Annotated in this window: 19 protein-coding genes; 1 reads left to right on the forward strand and 18 read right to left on the reverse strand. The window is 64.4% G+C overall.

The window, feature by feature from the left end; all coding sequences use genetic code 11:
• Nucleotides 1–10 precede the first annotated feature (10 nt).
• A complete protein-coding gene (locus J3P79_RS02375) occupies nucleotides 11–886 on the forward strand; it encodes a LysR family transcriptional regulator (RefSeq protein WP_434607837.1) in 876 nt (291 codons plus the stop codon).
• A gap of 198 nt (nucleotides 887–1,084) precedes the next feature.
• On the opposite strand, the gene J3P79_RS02380 is transcribed toward J3P79_RS02375, so the two are convergent.
• The 18 genes from J3P79_RS02380 to J3P79_RS02465 are packed head-to-tail and all read right to left on the reverse strand — an operon-like array spanning nucleotide 1,085 to nucleotide 17,825.
• On the reverse strand, nucleotides 1,085–1,531 hold the full coding sequence (locus J3P79_RS02380) for an excinuclease (RefSeq protein WP_434607839.1): 447 nt from the start codon (nucleotides 1,529–1,531) through the stop codon (nucleotides 1,085–1,087).
• A gap of 34 nt (nucleotides 1,532–1,565) precedes the next feature.
• Nucleotides 1,566–2,792: a beta-ketoacyl-ACP synthase gene (locus J3P79_RS02385; protein ID WP_434607841.1), complete on the reverse strand. Its 1,227-nt coding sequence runs from the start codon at nucleotides 2,790–2,792 to the stop codon at nucleotides 1,566–1,568.
• The gene (gene fabG / locus J3P79_RS02390) at nucleotides 2,792–3,520 is read right to left on the reverse strand and encodes a 3-oxoacyl-ACP reductase FabG (RefSeq protein ID WP_434607842.1); all 729 of its coding nucleotides are present in this window, start codon (nucleotides 3,518–3,520) and stop codon (nucleotides 2,792–2,794) included. Before fabG ends, J3P79_RS02385 begins: the two co-directional genes overlap by 1 nt.
• On the reverse strand, nucleotides 3,517–3,984 hold the full coding sequence (locus J3P79_RS02395) for a hotdog family protein (protein ID WP_434607844.1): 468 nt from the start codon (nucleotides 3,982–3,984) through the stop codon (nucleotides 3,517–3,519). The genes fabG and J3P79_RS02395 overlap by 4 nt, the downstream gene beginning before the upstream one ends.
• Nucleotides 3,981–5,177 (reverse strand): beta-ketoacyl-[acyl-carrier-protein] synthase family protein, encoded by a 1,197-nt coding sequence (locus J3P79_RS02400; protein ID WP_434607846.1) that lies wholly within the window; start codon nucleotides 5,175–5,177, stop codon nucleotides 3,981–3,983. The genes J3P79_RS02395 and J3P79_RS02400 overlap by 4 nt, the downstream gene beginning before the upstream one ends.
• On the reverse strand, nucleotides 5,174–5,656 hold the full coding sequence (locus J3P79_RS02405; protein ID WP_434607849.1) for a DUF3261 domain-containing protein: 483 nt from the start codon (nucleotides 5,654–5,656) through the stop codon (nucleotides 5,174–5,176). The genes J3P79_RS02400 and J3P79_RS02405 overlap by 4 nt, the downstream gene beginning before the upstream one ends.
• Nucleotides 5,656–6,381 (reverse strand): class I SAM-dependent methyltransferase, encoded by a 726-nt coding sequence (locus J3P79_RS02410; protein WP_434607852.1) that lies wholly within the window; start codon nucleotides 6,379–6,381, stop codon nucleotides 5,656–5,658. Before J3P79_RS02410 ends, J3P79_RS02405 begins: the two co-directional genes overlap by 1 nt.
• Nucleotides 6,378–7,637 (reverse strand): NAD(P)/FAD-dependent oxidoreductase, encoded by a 1,260-nt coding sequence (locus tag J3P79_RS02415; RefSeq protein ID WP_434607854.1) that lies wholly within the window; start codon nucleotides 7,635–7,637, stop codon nucleotides 6,378–6,380. The genes J3P79_RS02410 and J3P79_RS02415 overlap by 4 nt, the downstream gene beginning before the upstream one ends.
• A complete protein-coding gene (locus tag J3P79_RS02420; RefSeq protein WP_434607857.1) occupies nucleotides 7,624–8,781 on the reverse strand; it encodes a sodium:proton antiporter in 1,158 nt (385 codons plus the stop codon). Before J3P79_RS02420 ends, J3P79_RS02415 begins: the two co-directional genes overlap by 14 nt.
• Nucleotides 8,778–11,117, reverse strand: a complete 2,340-nt coding sequence (locus J3P79_RS02425; protein ID WP_434607859.1) for an MMPL family transporter — start codon at nucleotides 11,115–11,117, stop codon at nucleotides 8,778–8,780. Before J3P79_RS02425 ends, J3P79_RS02420 begins: the two co-directional genes overlap by 4 nt.
• Nucleotides 11,101–11,694 (reverse strand): outer membrane lipoprotein carrier protein LolA, encoded by a 594-nt coding sequence (locus J3P79_RS02430; protein ID WP_434607862.1) that lies wholly within the window; start codon nucleotides 11,692–11,694, stop codon nucleotides 11,101–11,103. Before J3P79_RS02430 ends, J3P79_RS02425 begins: the two co-directional genes overlap by 17 nt.
• Nucleotides 11,691–12,116: an acyl-CoA thioesterase gene (locus tag J3P79_RS02435; protein ID WP_434607865.1), complete on the reverse strand. Its 426-nt coding sequence runs from the start codon at nucleotides 12,114–12,116 to the stop codon at nucleotides 11,691–11,693. Before J3P79_RS02435 ends, J3P79_RS02430 begins: the two co-directional genes overlap by 4 nt.
• Nucleotides 12,109–13,653 (reverse strand): HAL/PAL/TAL family ammonia-lyase, encoded by a 1,545-nt coding sequence (locus J3P79_RS02440; protein ID WP_030140956.1) that lies wholly within the window; start codon nucleotides 13,651–13,653, stop codon nucleotides 12,109–12,111. Before J3P79_RS02440 ends, J3P79_RS02435 begins: the two co-directional genes overlap by 8 nt.
• Nucleotides 13,634–14,572: a glycosyl transferase gene (locus J3P79_RS02445; protein WP_434607868.1), complete on the reverse strand. Its 939-nt coding sequence runs from the start codon at nucleotides 14,570–14,572 to the stop codon at nucleotides 13,634–13,636. The genes J3P79_RS02440 and J3P79_RS02445 overlap by 20 nt, the downstream gene beginning before the upstream one ends.
• On the reverse strand, nucleotides 14,569–15,303 hold the full coding sequence (locus J3P79_RS02450) for a glycosyltransferase family 2 protein (RefSeq protein ID WP_434607870.1): 735 nt from the start codon (nucleotides 15,301–15,303) through the stop codon (nucleotides 14,569–14,571). The genes J3P79_RS02445 and J3P79_RS02450 overlap by 4 nt, the downstream gene beginning before the upstream one ends.
• Nucleotides 15,304–15,349: 46 nt before the next feature.
• A complete protein-coding gene (locus J3P79_RS02455; protein WP_434607872.1) occupies nucleotides 15,350–17,032 on the reverse strand; it encodes an AMP-binding protein in 1,683 nt (560 codons plus the stop codon).
• Nucleotides 17,029–17,574, reverse strand: coding sequence for a hypothetical protein (locus J3P79_RS02460; protein ID WP_434607874.1), 546 nt, complete (start codon nucleotides 17,572–17,574; stop codon nucleotides 17,029–17,031). Before J3P79_RS02460 ends, J3P79_RS02455 begins: the two co-directional genes overlap by 4 nt.
• A complete protein-coding gene (locus tag J3P79_RS02465) occupies nucleotides 17,571–17,825 on the reverse strand; it encodes an acyl carrier protein (RefSeq protein ID WP_434607876.1) in 255 nt (84 codons plus the stop codon). The genes J3P79_RS02460 and J3P79_RS02465 overlap by 4 nt, the downstream gene beginning before the upstream one ends.
• Nucleotides 17,826–17,827 lie beyond the last annotated feature (2 nt).

The raw sequence follows: 17,827 nt of genomic DNA on the forward strand, positions 1-17,827 counted from the left end.
TGGGTGAGCTATGGAACTGTCCCAACTGCGCATGCTGAAAGCGGTCTGCGACACCGGCAGCATTGCCCGCGCCGCTGAAGCATTGCACTGCGTCCCGTCCAACGTCACTGCACGTATCAAGTCGCTGGAGCGGGAGCTCGGCACGTCGTTGTTTTTCCGCGAGGGACGTGGGTTGCGAGTCAGCCCAGCGGGGCAAATATTCCTGGAATATGCGACGAGAATCCTCAACCTGGCGGAAGAGGCTCGCCGCGCAATCGCACCGTCCAACGCTCCGATTGGGCCGTTGCGCATTGGCGCGATCGAGTCCAGCGCCACCGGGCGCCTGCCCCAATTGTTGGCCAAATATCATGCGCAATTTCCGCAGGTGTCGTTGGAGCTGAGCACCGGGACCTGGGCTCAGCTGCTGGACGATATCTCGCATCACCGGCTCGATGGCGTAATTGTCGCGGTTGACGTGGAGCGGCCCGGGCTGAAGCGAGCGGTGATGTACCGTGAGGATCTGGTGCTCATTGCCGCCGATTCCCACGGGCCGCTGCGCAGTGCCGCGGATTTGCAAGGCCAGGCGATTTTCATGTGGCCTGTCGGTTGTCCGTACCGCCTGGCACTGGAGCAGTGGCTGCTGCGCCATGGTCAGGTGCAGCCGATCATCAGCATCGCCAGCTATGGCGCTATCGTCGGGTGTGTCAGTGCCGGGGCCGGTGTGTCGCTGGTTCCGCGGGGGATCTATGAGCAGTATCGCCAGGGAGCCGGTTGGACGGGGTATGAGTTCCCGGAATTGGCGGGTGTGGACAATTTGTTTTATTGGAATGAAAACGCTGGACGGCATCCGGCCAGGGAGGCGTTTCTGGCGATGTTGGAGAGGGAGTTTGAAGGAGGGGACAACTAGGTTGCTGGGGGGGCTGCTGCGCAGCCCAGCGGGAGCAAGCTCCCTCGCCACGGGGCGATACCTGTGGGAGCGAGCTTGCTCCGGGCGGCGATCCGACGATAGCGGTGGGTCAGTGCCGGTGATGCTGCATGTACTGACGCAATCGCGAGCAAGCTCGCTCCCACGGTAGATTTATCTATGTAAGCCCCAAAATCCAGGCTACTGCACCTTCGCCAAATCCCCTTTCAACGCAACACCGGCCATGATCGCCCCGGCGTGGCATTCGTAGGTCGTCGGATCCTTGCGCTCGTTGCGCTTGTAGAAGCTGACGATGTTGGTGACGGCGTTGGCGCCGGCGTTCTTCGCGGCTTCGTGCAGGCTGATCAGGGCTGATTGCAGCACCCATTCGCAGGCCGCTTCGTCGGACTTGTTGAAGGCGTTGGTTTTCTTGTTGGTCACTGCGCCCGGGCTGACCACGGTGACGTTGCCGGCCGGTTTGTTGCCGGCCAGGTAGAACTTCACGCTGCCGTCGATCTTGCCGGTGCGGATAGCTTCGGCGACCACTTTATCGAACGGCAGGAACAGCGCGGTATCACGGGCGTGGCTGAGGCTTGGCAGGGTGCCGAGCAACAGGGCGGCGGTCACGGCGATCTTCTTCAACGGCATCATGGTCTCCTTGACCAGGGATTAATTAACGGGTTCAGTGCCAGCGGCGGAAGATCAGCGAGGTGTTGACCCCACCGAAGGCAAAGTTGTTATTCATCACGTACTCATTGCTCATCGCGCGAAACTCGTTGCGCAAGTAATCGAGCTTGCCGCATTCGGGGTCGACTTCATCGAGGTTGCAGGTGTGCACGTAAACGTCGCGGTTCATCATTTCGATGCTGAACCAGGACTCCAACGCACCGCAGGCGCCAAGGGTATGACCGAGGAAGCTTTTCTGCGAGCTGATGGGCATGTGCTCGCCGAACAGGCTGCTGGTGGCCAGGGTCTCGGCGACGTCGCCCTGTTCGGTGGCGGTGCCGTGACCGTTGACGTAGCCAATGGCGGACGGTTCGAGGCCGGCGTCTTCCAAGGCCAGTTCCATAGCCCGGCGCATGGTGTTCAACTCCGGGCGGGTGGCGTGCTGGCCGTCGGCGTTACTGCCAAAACCGACGATCTCGGCGTGGATGTGCGCGCCACGAGCCAAGGCATGTTCCAACTCTTCGAGCACCAGCATGCCGGCGCCTTCACCGATCACTAACCCATCGCGTCCCTTGTCGTAGGGGCGCGGGCTGGTCTGCGGCGCATCGTTTTTCAGGCTGGTGGCGTAGAGCGCATCGAAGACCATCGCTTCGGTCGGGCACAGTTCTTCCGCGCCGCCAGCGAGCATCAGCGGCAAGCGGCCGAACTTGATCGCTTCATAGGCATAGCCGATGCCGTGGCTGCCGCTGGTACAGGCGCTGGACGTAGGGATCAGCCGTCCAGTCAGGCCGAAGAAGATGCTGATATTGGCCGCCGTGGTGTGGGGCATCATTCGCACGTAGGAATTGGCGTTCAGCCCTTCGGCCACGCTGTTGAGCAGCATGTTGCCGAAGGCCTTGATCTCATCGGTGCTGCCGGTGGACGAGCCGCAGGACACGCCCATGCGCCCGTCCTTGATCGACGGGTCGCCCAACAGGCCAGCGTCGGCCAGGGCCTGTTCAGCCGAGGCCACCGCCAGGCGCGAGACCCGGCCCATGCTGCGCAATTGCTTGCGGGTCCAGTGGGCGGGGACCTGGAAGTCATCGATGGGCCCGGCCAGGCGCGTGTTCAGCTCGGTGAAACGGTCCCACTCATCCATGCGCCGGATGCCGCTGCGGTTGGCGGCGAAGTTGGCGGCGATGGTCTCCCAGTCGCTGCCGATGGAGGTGATACCGGCCATGCCGGTGACGACGACACGCTTCATCAGCACAAGCCTCCGTTGACGGCCAGGATCTGCCGGGTGATGTAGCCAGCTTCGGCGGACATCAGGAAGTTCACCGCGCTGGCGACTTCTTCCGGGGTGCCCATGCGCTGGGCGGGGATCATTTTCATCAATTCTTCCACGGGCACGTTTCCATCGAGCATGGCGGTGTCGATCAATCCCGGCGCGACGCAGTTGACGGTGATCTTGCGCTTGCCCAGCTCGATGGCCAACGCCTTGGCCGCGCCGATGAGGCCGGCTTTCGAAGCGCTGTAATTGACCTGGCCACGGTTGCCGATCAGGCCGGACACAGACGTGATACAGACGATTCGTCCAGCGGCACGGCGGCGGATCATCGGCATCATCACCGGATGCAGCACGTTGTAGAAACCGTCTAGGTTGGTGCGCAACACGCTGTCCCAGTCGTCTTCACTCAACGCCGGGAAGGCGCCGTCGCGGGTCAGGCCGGCGTTGAGCACCACACCGTAGTAAGCGCCGTGAGTTTCGACATCAGCTTCGAGAGCGGCTTTGCAGGCGGCGCGGTCGGACACGTCGAATTGCAGCACCCTGGCGTTGCGGCCCAGGGCCTGGACTTCTGCCTGGACGGCTTCGGCCTCGGCGCGACCGCTGCGGCAGTGCAAGACAATGTCGTGCCCGGCCTGGGCCAAACGCAAAGCGATGGCGCGGCCGATGCCACGGCTGGAGCCGGTGACCAGTACGGATTCAGTCATGGCTGGGTTCCTGTTGCAGAGGTTTCATTGAGGTACTGGGCCGCATGGGGTGGACGGAATACGTTCAGCCGCGCCGTGGCATGGATGCCGGGCGCCTGGATATGGCATTCGAACACACCCATGCCGTTGTCGTCTTCCAGGGAGCGCACGCCATGGATGGCCAGTTCGGTGCCGAGGGGGAAATGTTCGACATTGCATTCGAACTTGCGCGTCCCAAGCAAAAAGCCGAGCTCCACGGCATCTCCGCGTCGGCGGGCATGACAGCCGGCGAACGCCGCGACGCTCTGGGCCATCAACTCGATGCCGACCCAGGCCGGCAGTGCGCCATCCTCACGGTTGAACAACCCGCCCGGCTTGACCATGGCGAGTGTATGGATCTGCTCGTCATCGAAGCTCACGATCCGGTCGATAAGAATCATGTCGCCTGCGTGGGGCAGCAGTTCGGCGAGCGGCCAGTCGATCATTGGGCGTCTCCGATAATGAGGCTGACGTTGTTGCCGCCGAAGGCAAACGAGTTGCTCATCAAGCGACGGGGGAGGGTCGGGTTCAGGCGGGCGCGGCTATCGATCCAGTTCAGCGCCGGCAGTTCGGGATCGGCCTGGCCGTCCCAGACATGCGGTGGCAAGGCGTGGCTGGGGTTTTCCGCGCTCAAGGCCAGCCAGCAAAACGCTGCCTCCAGTGCGCCTGCCGCGCCAAGCGTGTGGCCGGTCATGGGCTTGGTGGACGAGCAAGGCACCCCCGCTGGAAACAATCCGGCCACCGCGTGGCTTTCCATGGCGTCGTTATGTTGCGTGGCGGTGCCATGCAGGTTCAGGTAGTCGATCTGGCTGGCGTCCAGGCCAGCGCAGCGCAGGGCTTTTTCCATCGCCTGGCGGGCGCCGCGACCGCTGGGTTCCGGCGCGGAAATGTGATGGGCGTCGGAGCTGGCCCCGTCACCCAGCAGGGCAATCGAGTGGCCGTCGCCTGGCGTCTTGCTCATGAGAAACAGCACCGCCGCTTCGCCGATGTTGATGCCGCTGCGGTTCACCGAAAACGGGTTGCAGCGCTCGCTCGACACCGCTTCCAGGGCGCAGAAGCCATTGAGGGTCAGCTTGCATAAACTGTCTACACCGCCGCAAAGCACTGCATCGCACAGGTCCAGGTCCAGCAGGCGACGCGCGCTCATCAAGGCTCGCGCGCTGGAGGTGCAGGCGGTCGAGATCACGTAGGAAGGGCCGCTCAAGCCAAGCCAGTCGGAGAGGAAATTGGCCGGCGCGCTGAGTTCCTGCTGCTGGTAATCGTAGCCTTCGGGGAACCGTTGCTCGCGCAGGTAATGGGCGATGCCCTGGCTGGCCTCGTCGATGCCCGACGTGCTGGTGCCCAGGACGATGCCGATGCGCGTGGGGCCGTAGGCCTTGATGGCCTGGTCGATTTCGGGCCGGATCTGCAATGCTGCTTCAAGCAATAGTTGGTTGTTGCGGCTGCGTTGCGCCACCAGCGCCTCGGGGATGGGGGGCAGTTCACCCGTTACCGAAGCCACCGGCAATGCCCGCTCGGCCACCCAGCCGGCTTCGACGCGCACGCCCGAGCAATCGCCTGCAAACAGGTTGCGAGCGACGCTTTGTTTGTCCCGGCCCAGGGAGCAGATGACTCCGAGGGCGTTCAGATAGGCGGTCATGGTGGGCTCTCGGTCAGCGGTGTAATGCGGTAGTGCGGGCCTTGGGGCAGGCGCAATTCAAAATCCAGTGGTTGCTTGTAGCGCACCTGCCAGCGCGTATCGAGGGCGCGTTCAACGTCGTGTTGCCGGGCGACGGGGTAGCGGCCGGCAAGCTCCGTTTTCGGGGTCAAGGCGAACAACAGCGCCGCGAACAATTCCCTGGCCTCGGCATTGGGCGGCAGCAGGCCGTCAGCCTGCCATTGGCCATCCACAAGACGCTGGCGTGCGACGGGAATGCCCAGCGGGTCCATCATCGACCAGCGGATGCCCGTGCTTTCACGCTGGATCACCAACAGCCAATCCTGGCGCTGGCCGGCCAGTTGCCGCTCGATGTGCAATTGCAGCGGCAGCGCCAGGGTCGGCATACGCTCGGGCAGCGGTGCCTGGCTGGCGCAGGCGCTGAGCAGCAGTACAAAGCCGATAAGCAGGGCCCGGATCATCAGGCGCCCCCGTCGAGTGGCTTGCGCGCCACCACGTTGACCAGGGTTTCCTCGCGCTCGCCGAACGGCTTGGGCCGACGCAGGCCCCAGCGCTCCAGCAAGCCGAAGTCCTTGGCGCGGCTCCACCACAGGTACGGGTAGGACACGTTGCCGTCCTCGAACTGGAACCCTTGGTTGCGGATCATCGCCAAGTACTGCGCGGCACTTTTCTGCACGTGCATCGGGTGGCGGAACAGCCAGCGGATCACCCAGGTGTCGATGTAGGCCTCGGTGGATTCAGCGAACATCAGGTAGCCGCCGGGCTTGAGCACGCGATAGAACTCGGCGAGGGCTTTTTCCTGTTCCACCAGGTGATGAAAGGTCTGGTGGCAGAACAGCAGGTCGACGCTGGCGTCGGGTACGGCCAAGGTCGCGCAATCGCTGCCGATCAGTTCCACCGTCATGTCCTGGCGGGCCGCTTCTTCGGCGCTCAGGTCCAGGCTGTGCGGGTCCGCGTCCACGCCAATCAGGCGCTGCGGCGCGAATGCCTGGCGCAGGTACTGGAACGACTTGCCCTGGCCGCAACCGGCATCCAGCAGCACAGGATTTGCCGGCGGCGCGGCGCCGAACAGACCGCGCAGGTCGTTGATCGCCACGCGCAGCACATGGTGCTGCCAGGTGTGGCTGCGCAGGAACCAGAAACCGAAACGGGTTTCTTCGACATAGTTGTCGCTCAGGTAGCTCATGCTTGCTGACTCGGCGCTGTGCTCGCGCAGATCTCCGAGAGCATGCGCAGGCGCCGCTTGGGTTCGCTGACGAAGGGGTTGCGCTGGTCCCAGGCGTAGCCGGCGAGGATCGAACTGATCATGCGGCGGATGTCGGCGGAGCCTTCGGTGTAGAAGATCACATCCTGGAACGTCCCCGCGTACCAGCCTTCGACGTAGCAGCGGAACGTGTCGACGCCGCGTTTGAGTGGCTCGGCGAATTCGCTTTGCCAATCTACCTGCTCGCCTGACAGCTGACGATGCAGCACCCCAGCGGCCATGCTCGCCGAGCGCATGGCGATGGTCACGCCGGACGAGAACACCGGGTCGAGAAATTCCGCAGCGTTGCCCAGCAGGGCGAAGCCGGGGCCGTGCAAGGTCTTGACGTTGGCCGAGTAGCCGCCGATGGTCCGCGCCGGGGTGTCCCACAGGGCATTGTCCAGCACGCCGGCCAGGCTTGGCGTTTCGTCGATGAAGCCGCGCAGGCAGGCGTCGAGGTCATCGGTCCGGCCCTCGAAATGCCCAGCCGCCGCGACCACGCCCACCGAGCAACGGCCGCCGCTGAAGGGGATGGTCCAGAACCACACATCGCGCTTCGTCGGATGGGTCGTGATGAGGATTTTCTCGCGATCGAAGGCCGGGTTGTCGATGCGGTCTTCGATGTGGGTGAATACCGCTTGGCGCACCGGGAAGTTCGACGGCGCCTCAAGGTCCAGCAGGCGCGGCAGGACCCGGCCATAGCCGCTGGCGTCGAGAACGAAATCGGCCTCGACCCGATACTCGCTGCCGTCTTCGCGCTGCACGCCCAGTTGCGGCTTGGCGAGGGAGAAATCAACGTTGGCAATGGCCTGGCCGTAGCGGATTTCCACACCTTGCAGGGCCGCTTGGTCGGCGAGCAGCTTGTCGAAGTCGGCGCGCTGGACCTGGAACGTGGTGGGCTTGCCTTCGCTGAAGGTGTCGCCGAAATCGAAGGCGCTGTAGCGCTCGCCCCAGGCGAATGCGGCGCCGTTCTTGCGTTGGAAGCCGGCGGCGTTGACCGCGTCGAGCATGCCGGCTTCTTCGACGAAATCCAGGCAGTGGGACAACAGGCTCTCGCCGATGGAGAACCGTGGGAAATGCTGGCGCTCGATGACCAGCACATCGTGTCCCTTGCGCTTGAGCAGTGCGGCGGCGATCGCGCCGGAGGGGCCTGCGCCGATGATGACGACCTGTCGACGTTCCATTTCAACTGTTGACACGGGGGCTCCTGGCCGGGACGGCGTGCGAAGGAATACGGTGAAAACCGGCCAGGGCCGGTAGCAATGTAGCGATCAAACCCATCAGCATCAGTGCGAAGTACAGCGCCGGGCTGATGAGTTGTTGTTGTAGCAGCAGATTGAGGAAGACGATTTCACTCAAGCCGCGAATATTCAGCAAGATACTTTCGCGCAAGCGGCTGGCGCCGGCGAAGGACGCCCCCGCCCAACCGAGCCCCAGCCAGTTGCCCAGCAGTTTGCTGGCAATGGGCAACAGCAGCAACGCCACAAGCTGGACCCAGCCAAGGCTGTCCACGGCGCTGTGCACATTGATCTGCACGATACCGAACGTCAGGATCAACGGGATGGCCAGGTAGGTCTGCAACCTGTTCATCCACTCGGTGCCGAGGGGTAATACCAGCGGTACCTTGAGCGCGGCCATGCACAGCAGGTAGCCGATGCCGACGATGAGCGCATTGAGCCGGTAATGCTCGGCCAGCACCAGGAGGGCAAAAAACAGGCCGCTGTGCAGCAAGGGCTGGCGCAGGCCCGCCAGTCGCAGCAGCAACGGCACGCAGGCGCCGGCCAGTGGCAGCAACAGGCTGCCCAGGTGCAGGCTGCCCTGGGCCAGGGCGAACAGGCTCCAGCAGATCAGGTCGATCAGGATGGCGGTTTGCACCAGCCGCCGGGTCGCGGCGGGCGGATAGGCAATGTGGCGCAGATACAGATACAGCACCGGTATCGCCGTGATCGCGAACAGCAGCCCAACCGCCAGCGAGCTGATCCAGGGTTGAGTTGGCAGCAGCCAGAACGCGGTCGCCAAGCCGCAGGCAAACGGTACGCCAAAGCTTGGCAGGGCGATCTTCACGCTCTGGCGGTCCAGGCGCAGGTCGATCACATCACTGAGGATGTGCCCCAGCAACAAGGCGAATGCGAGGCTGTAGAGGTTCTTCAGCCACACGGGCGAGACCAGTTGCGCACCGCTGAGGTGCCAGCCCGACTCGATCCAGAAATACATCAGCAAGGGCAGGCCGAGCGTTGCCAGCAGCAATTGGCTGACGATCGGGATCAGCCCGAAGCGGCGCCCGGTCAGCGTCGCCACGGCAAACAGCGCGAGGGCCATGAGCCAGAACAGCACGGTCATCATTGGACTGGCTCCGCAACCTTGGCCGCATGGACCGGCCGCCCGGCCCACGGCGCGAGCAGGAAGCTGAACGCCAATCCGAGGCTAACCGCCAAGCCGAAATTGCTTACCGCCGGCGTGCTCGACAGCGCCAGCAGGCCGAACGACAGCCAGGTGGTGATCGCCGCCAGCAGCGTGCCCAGCAGGCTCACGGCGGCGCCGCCGATCTGCTCGCGCATGAGGATCGCGTAGTCGACGCCAATGGCCGTCACCAACAACAGGCCGAACAGGCTGAACAGCGTCAATGGCTGCCCCAGCCAGCCGAGGCTCGCCAGGCTGCACAGCGCCGCCAGCAACGGCAGCGCGACGATGCGCAAGGCGCCGCCGACGCCGAACGGCCAGATCAGCACCAGGACGATCAGCACGCAGGAGGCCAGTTTCAATTCGGCCGCGCTGACCTGCGTGGCGGCGAAGACGCGGTTGAGATCACCCAGGCGATCGACCAGTTGCACGCTGGGCAAGTCCACCGCCTGGACTCTTAACAGTGCGGCATCGTTCAAGCCTTGCAGGCTGACCACAGCCGCTACGCCTTGCGCTGTCGGGCCGAGCCAGAGCGGACGATAGGGCTCGGCCAGCGGGCCGGCCAGCGCGGCGTCGATGTCGGCCACGGGCAGGGCCCGCAATTGGTTCACCTCCGCTTGCAGCGCCGCAACCGGCACTCCCACGTCCAGCAACGGTTGCCAGAAGCCCGGCAACCGGCCCAGCGCTTCGCGGACTTTTTGTTGCTCGGCGGGCGGGCTGACCAATTGATTGAGGGACAGGTAGCCCTGGAGTTTCTCCAGGCCGATCAACTGGTCGAGCCGTTCGTTGAGCGCGGTCTGGCGCTCCAGCAGTTGTGCCTGGTCGTCGGCACGGATCAGGAAGAACTGGCTGGTGGGCTGGAAGCCGGTGATGCGGGCGACATCGCGGGCTTCGTCAGTCAGGTGCTGGGGCGTGCCGATCCACTGGCGAATGTCGTTCTTGCTGTTCAGTTGCCAGAGGCCGCCACCGCAGAAGGCCAGCAGCAGCGCGAGCAGGACGGGCGTGCGCACCCGGGCCAGCAACGCTGCGCGGCACTGGAGCAGGTTTTCGCACAGCCGCAACGGCCACTGGGCGGGGCGCAGGTCTGCCCGGTTGAGCAACGCCGGCAACAGGCAGACAGCCGTCAGATAGGCGCCGACCAGGCCTGCGGCGGAAAAAATCGCGATCTGGGTCAGTGCCGGGAAAGGTGTCCAGGCCAGGGCCAGGTAACCGATACAGGTGGTCGCCAGGCTCAGGCTCAGGCCCGGCAGCGTCAAACGCAACGCCGGCCAGCTGCGCCACGGCTTGAGGCTCCAGCTCTTGGACAAATAGTGCAGCGGGTAATCCACGGCGACGCCGATCAGGCTCGAACCCAGGACCAGGGTCATGACGTGCATGCGACCGAACAACGCCACGCAGGCCACCGCACCGAACAACATGCCCACCAGCACCGGCACGAACGCCAGCCACACGGAAAAGCGACGGAACGCCAGTAACAGCAGCAACAGGATGCCGACCGTTGCACCGCCGCCGACCCAGGTGATTTCCTGCGACGCCTGTCGCTGTCCACTGGCGGCGTAGAGCAGGCCGCTGGCGGCCAAGAGTTGGCCTTGGGCCTGGCTTGCGTGCTCGCGACTGCGTTGCACCAGATCGGCGACTCGCAGCGGCAGGCTCATGTCAAAGGCGTTGCCCTGGGTGCGCGCCCGCAACATGACCCAATGCTTGCCGTCGGCTTCGGCGACCAACGCACCGCTGCCCATGTCCAGTTGTATGGCGCCGCGTTGGGGCTGGCTGTTCTGGATACGCGCGGTCAGGCCGAGCCAGTCGTCCTGGCTCGGCACCAGGCTGAAGCCGCTGAACGGGTCGAACAGCGCTTGTACCCGCTGCTGGATAAAGGCCTCGGGATGATCGATCAATTGTTGCCGGTCAGCTGCCGACAGCATGGCCAGCCGGCCGTCGAGCAGTTGCCCGCGTAGCGCCGGCAAGTCGGCTTGAAGCGTCCATTGGACCTTGTCGAACAGGCCGCTGGCTTGCCATTGCTCGCCCAGCGTTTGCGCCAGGGCGATGGCTTGCTGGCGATCAGTGTGGCCGACCAGCACCAGCACTTCGCGGTTCAGCGGTTCCTGCATGCGTTGTTCAGCGATCAGCTCCAGCGCATCCGGCGTCGTACCCGGCACCAACTCCATCAGGTTCGCCGACAGCGGCGCGCCGTTGCGCCATTGCCAACCGGCGAGCGCGAGCACTGCCAGCAGCAGGATCAGAAACAGCCGCGGCAGCCTCCGTTCACTCGGCAAAGTCATGTTGCTCCGCTGCGCTCAAGGGTTGCTTGCTCGTGGTCTCCTGCATGCGCAGCACCGTGCTGTCGCCCTGGGTTTCCAGCAATTCAATGCGCTGCACCAACTCGCCGCCCTCAATGTTGATCTGGTTGAAGACCTGCTTGAGCAGCACCGAACGCGGGGTCAGGGTGAGTTTCCATTGTTGCGGCTCGCCCGACAGGCTCAGTTCGAAGTCGCGCTGCAAGCCGCTGCTGTCGCCCTGCAACACCGCCAGGAACAACCGGTTCTGCTCGGCGCCGGCACTCTTGTTCGGCAGCATCTGCCACGCGCCGCCGTCCCGCCGGGCGATGCCGTTGCTGGTGATGCGGTAATCCTGTTGCAACGGCGTCTGCAACAGCCACAGCAGGCCGTGGTTTTTTGCCAGCACGAAGCGGCCCTTGCTGGTGAGGGGCTGGGGCAGGGCACGCAGGTGCTTTTCCTGGATGAACTGGCCGTGGATTACGTCCGGGCGGGCCAGTTGGTCGCTCAACTGCTGCAGATCGAATGCCTGGGCCAGCGGCGACAGGCCGCACAGCAGCAGCCAGGTGAACAGGCGCTTCATGACAGTTTCCTCTCGACCGCTTCGACAAACACTCGTGGCGAGGCCAGCAGCATTTCGCGAGTGGCCATGTCCACGGCTACTTGCACTGAACAGGCACGGGTGAAGCGTTCGCCGGTTGCGGCGTCACTGATCAGGTAGTTGATCTTGAGCCGGTTTTCCCACTCCACCAGACTGGCGCGCACGTTCAGCGTCTGGCCGAACACGGCACCGCGTACGTAGCGCAACTGCAAGTCGATCACCGGCCACGCATGCCCCGATTCGAGCATGTCGTTGTAGTTGTGACCGATCAGGTCGAGCAGGGCGCAGCGCGCCACTTCGAGGTATTTGACGTAGTGGCCATGCCAGACGACGTTCATCGAATCGACATCGAAAAACGGCACCACGATTTGGGTGTCGACGTGCAGGACGCCTTGGCTACGCATGCAGCCTCCAATGTTGTTCGGCGATGCGTTGCAGACACAGGCGCAGTTCGCCTTCCAGGGCGCGGTCCTCGATGACCGGCGGGAAGTCCTCGGCCAGTTGTTGGTGCATGGCGGCCAGGGCCGGCGGCAGCGGTCGCGCGTCTTCGGCACGGCTGCGCAGCCACACGCCCTGGTTGGCGGCGAGCAAGGTAGCGGCGGCGACTTGTTCGGTCAGTTCCAACACACGGATGGCGTCCCGGGCGGCGATGGTGCCCATGCTCACCTTGTCCTGGTTGTGGCACTCGGTGGAGCGCGAGAACACGCTGGCCGGCATGGTGTTTTTCAGGGCTTCGGCGGTCCATGCGCTGGTGCCGATCTGCACGGCCTTGAAGCCATGATTGAGCATCGCCCGCTCGGCGCTGGCGCCGGAGAGGTTGCTTGGCAGGCCATGGTTGTAGCGCTCATCCACCAGTAGCGCGAGCTGGCGGTCCAGCAAGTCGGCGACGTTGGCCACCAGGTTCTTCAGGCTGTCCATGGCGAAGGCGATGTGCCCGCCGTAGAAATGCCCGCCGTGGAGCACGCGCTCGGCTTCGGCGTCGATGATCGGGTTGTCGTTGGCGCTGTTGAGTTCGGTCTCGATGAACCCGCGCAGCCAGCCCAGGCTGTCGGCCAAGACCCCCAGCACATGGGGGGCACAGCGCAGGGAATAGCGGTCCTGCAGGCGATGCAGCGGGGCGGTCGGGGCGTCGATCGCCAGGTCCTTGCGCAGCCACGCGGCGACTTGCATCTGCCCCGGATGTGGCTTGGCGGCGAACAGGCGTTCGTCGAAATGCTCCGGGTTGCCTTGCAGAGCGACGACGTTCAGCGCGGTGATGCGGGTCGCCAGTTGCAGCAGGTAGTCGGCGCGGGCGAAGGCCAGGCAGGCCAGGCCGGTCATTACTGCAGTGCCGTTCATCAGCGCCAGGGCTTCCTTGGGCCGCAACACCAGTGGCGTCCAGCCCAGTTCACGATGCACGTCGGCCGCCAATCGGCGTTCGCCGCGGAACATCACTTCCCGTTCGCCGGACAGCGTGGCGGCGACGTAGGACAGCGGGGTCAGGTCGCCGCTGGCGCCCACTGAGCCTTCTTCCGGAATCAGCGGCAGGATGTCGTGTTCGAGAAAGGCCTGGAGGCGCTCCAGCAATTCCACCCGCACCCCAGACACGCCGTGGCACAGCGACTGCAAACGCGCCGCCAGTACGGCGCGAGTGGCTTGGGCATCCAACAGTTTGCCGAGGCCGCAGCCGTGGAAGGTGTACAGGTGGCGTGGCAGGGCTTCGACGTGGTGCAACGGCACGGCCACCACGCAGGAATCACCGTAGCCGGTGGTCACACCGTAGATGACGCCTTCCTTGTCCAGCAGGGAATCGAGAAACTGCGCACCCTTGGCGATGCGTTGGCGGAAGGCCGGGTCATCCTGCAACTGCGTCGGCGCCTGGCGGTTGGCCAGGGCCAGCACATCTTCAATGCGCAGGGGGCGTTCGCCGAAGGTTACCGGCTCAAGAGTGGGCATCGTCATCGGTCTTCCAGAATGGGTAGAAATTGAACCACTGTTGCGGGCCCTGCAGGCAGTACTGCGCCAGGCGCTCGGCGTAGCGGGCGGCCCAGTGGGCGATCACTTGTTCGCGGTCGTTGCGCTTCCACGCCACGGCATCGGCGAAGGGTTCGAGGGTGACGCGATAGCGTTCCTCGTGCTTGAGACACATCAGCAGATTGACCGGGCATTTCAGCAGGCCGGCCAGCAGCCAGGGGCCTTGCGGGAACGCGGCCGGGTAGCCCATGAAGTCCACGGTCACGCTGCGCCCGCCATGCAGCGGTACGCGGTCGCCGGCTATCGCCAGCCATTCGCCACGCTCCAGGCGTTCGCTCAATTGCAGCATGATCACCGGGTCCAGCTCGCTGACCTGGATCAGCCGCAGGTGCGTGGCGCCCGCTTCGCCCAACAGACGGTTGAACTGCTCGGCGTGCTTGGTGTGCACCAGCACGTTCATGGTGACTTTCTCGCCCAGCTCGGCCAGGGCCCGGCACATTTCCAGGTTGCCCAGGTGCGCGCCCACCAACATCTGCCCGCGTGCGTCGCGCAGGTGATTGCGCAGCAGTGCCGGGTCGACGATTTCGATCTGCTCGATGCTCAGCTTGCCGTTCCAGACGTCGAGCTTGTCCAGCAGGGAGTCGGCAAAGGCCATGAACTGGCCGAAGACGCGCCGGTGGGATGGGCGCAGTCCGGGGCGGCCGCTCCAGTCGGCGAGGCGCTGCTGGTATTGCCAGGCCGCGTGCCGGGCGCTGCGACCGAAAACGAAGAAGTACAGGACGATGCCGTACAGGACCGGGGTCAGCAACCGACGGCCCAACACCTTGGCGGCAAACGCGGTGAGTTTCATCAGCCAGAAACTGCCGCGCTCCTGGCGGTCCGCCCAGTGTTGTTTGTCGGCGCTCATGGGCGCCACCGTTGCCAGAGAATCATCGGCAAGCGCACCAGCATGCCGAAGAACAACCGGGTGTGCATGCGGGAGATCAGCACGTTGTCGTGGAACAGGCGAAAGTGCGAGACACCGTCCAGAGGATAATGCACGCGGGTTTGCAGCCAGCGCATCGGCTGGTTGCGCCAGGACAGGCGCACAAGGATGTCGGAATCAAAATCCATGCGCTTGCCGATGTTTGCCGAGTCGATCACCGCCAAGGTCGGCGCCAGCGGGTAGACCCGGAAGCCGCACATCGAATCGCGGATTTGCAGGGACAGGCTGTTGATCCAGACCATGACATGGGTCAGGTAGCGCGCGTACAGGCGACCTTTCGGCACGCTGGCGTCGTATAGGGGATAGCCGCAGATCAGCGCATCCGGGTGAGCGCGGGATTGCTCGATGAACGTGCGCACGTCGCCAAGGTCGTGCTGCCCATCGGCATCGACCTGCAAGGCGTGGCTGAAGCCCAGGCGCGAAGCTTCCCGCAGCCCGGTCATCACCGCGCCGCCCTTGCCCTGGTTGACCGCCAGCCGGACCAGGTGAACCCGTTCGTTTTCGGCCAACTGTTCAAGCACCGCCGCGCAGGCCGGGCTGCTGGCATCGTCCACCAGCACACAGGGCAAGCCGTTGCCGAGCAATGTGTGAACCACCGTCGCGATGGCGGTTTCGTGGTTGTAGACCGGGATGACGGCACAGGGGTTATGCATGGGCTCTGCCCCTGTGGCGAAGGTCTTTTCTGTGGCGAGCTGATGGCTAGGCATTGTTTTCCCCCAACACAATCCGTCCACTGGAGCACGCCGCGGTGTCATTGCGGTAAGCGAAATACAACTTGCCGCGCTCACGATCAAAGCGCAGGTGGAGATGCACTTCATCGCCCGGGCGCACCAGTTGCTGGAATTTCAGCACTTCCATGCCGATGAACCGGGGCGGCAGGTCCAGCAATTGGCGGCCCAGGCTCAAGGCCCAATCGACCTGCACCACCCCCGGAAGAACCGGCGCGGTGGGAAAGTGGCCGCTGAAGTACGCCAAGTCTGGCGGTACGGCCAGGCGCAGGCTCCATTCGCCGTCGGTTTCAATTTGTTCAAGCACCTCGGGGGCTTTCGGACGCGGTGCCATCAGCACGGCTTCGACTTCGGCCTGGGGCAGCTTGCCTTGTGCGTTCAACGGCAATTGCCGCAGCCAGCGCCAGCGTCGGGGCAGCGCCAAGGTTTCACAATGCCCGCTCAAGTATTGGCGCAGGGCCAGGGTAACGGCTCGCCGGCCCAGACTGCGCAGGGCAAACAGGCCGGCTTCGCTGAGCACCAGCAAGGCGCCGAGGGAGGCGCGACTCTCCTGCACGACGCCCAACCGTGCTTCGCTGACCCACTCGTGGGCCATCAACGCCTGTTCCAGCATCGGCAGTGAGATGCGCTTTTCTTCGAGCTTGACGATGCGATCCAAGCGCCCGAGCAATTCGAAACGCCCGTCAGGGAAGATCCGCGCCGCGTCGGCGGTGTGTTCCACATGTCCGGCCGGCAGATAAGGCGAGGCAATCAGCAAGGCGCCGTCACCGTCCTGGCTCAGCTCGACACTGGCGAAGGGCTGCCACAAATCGCCGCCATGGCGCCAGGCAACGCCGCCGGTTTCCGAGCTGCCGAATACTTCCGTCGGCCATTGTCCCAGGCGCTGTTCGAGACTCCTGGCCGCCTCGGCAGGCAAGGCGCCGCCGGAGGAAAACACCCGGCGCACGCTGCCCAAGGCTGGCCAGTCGAGGTTGTCGCCCATGCGCTTGAGCAGGGCCGGGCTGGCGACCCAGGCGAACGCCGGGTGCTCGCGACTGGCGCGCTGCATATCTTCCGGGAAGGCCAGTTGCCGACGAACGAAAGTGCGTCCGGCGCACAGCGGCCACAGCACCCGGAACAGCAAGCCATAGATATGCTGGGCGGCGACGCTGCCGATCATGCAGGCCGCAGGTCCAAGATCGGCGCCCCATAATTGCTCCAGCGCCTGGACTTCATTGCTCAACTGGCGCAGCGTTTTCTCGATACGCTTGGGTTCGCCACTGGAGCCGGAGGTACACAAGGTCAGCCAGCACAGGTCGAGGTCCAGCCGGGCGGGTTCCAGCGGCGCCTGCCGGAGGTCGGCGGGTTGCGTGTCGCCGGGCAGGTCGGTCAGCCACAGGTCGACATCGGCCGACCAGCGCTGGCGCGTCTGGGCTTGCAGGTCAGCGGGCAGCAGCACGCGCGCGCCGGCTCGCCAGGCGCCGAGGAGGGCAATCGCCAGGCCCGCCGCATCGTCGAGATGCACGGCCACGCGCCGGATGCCTCGGGCCTGCAATCCTGCGGCCAGGCATAGCGCGTCTGCGCGCAGTTGTGCGTGATCCAACGCCGGACCAACGGCTACAGTGCGGTCCGGCATGGCCTCGAGCAAGATCTGCTCAAGCGATATCCAATTCATGGGCGGCCTCTTACCCGTTGTCGTATGAGCCATTCAATGGCAAACAGCAGCCCCATCAATCCGTAGGAAATCAGGCCGGTGTACAACATCCACCAGCTCAGCGGCGCCCAAAGGGTAAGGGCGGCGGCGAGCAAACCGTTACACAGGAAAAACACGCTCCAGGCCACTGTGACCTGGCGGGTATAAACCACCGCCTTGGCCGGCAAGTGCGGTTCGCGCAGGCGGGCCAGGCGCTCGATGACCGGCGGGCCGTATCTCAGGCTCAGCGTGAACAGCGCCAGCATGAAGGCACTGATCAAAACCGGATACCAGCGCAGCAGCAGCGGGCTGTCGAATGCCGCGAGCAACACGCAAAAAAAGATCGCCGTGACGGCCATCCAGCGCCCACCAGGCCCGCCCTTGCCGAGCAACGCCCGTGCAAGCCACAGACAGCCCAATAGCAGCCCGAACTGCCAAGGGGCGAAGCGCTCCATGCCGAAATACACCGCAAAAGGGTACAGCAGGCCCGCCAGCAGCAGGCCGAGGCCAATCAGCCGGCTCATGCGGCCGCTTGGACCAGTCGATAGACCGCCTCGACCACGTCACCCACGGTGCGCACCGACTTGAATTCTTCGGCAGCGATCTTCTTGCCAGTCTGGCGCTTGATGTGGTCGATCAGGTCGACCGCATCAATACTGTCGATTTCCAGGTCCTGGTACAGGTTCGATTCCAGCGTCACACGGTCAGCATCCAGTTCGAAGAGCTCGACCAGGGCATCGCGCAAGGTATGGAAAATGTCGTCACGAGTTTGCATGA

Origin of the sequence: Pseudomonas sp. R1-7 (assembly GCF_051132105.1) — a bacterium.
Taxonomy (GTDB): Bacteria; Pseudomonadota; Gammaproteobacteria; order Pseudomonadales; family Pseudomonadaceae; genus Aquipseudomonas.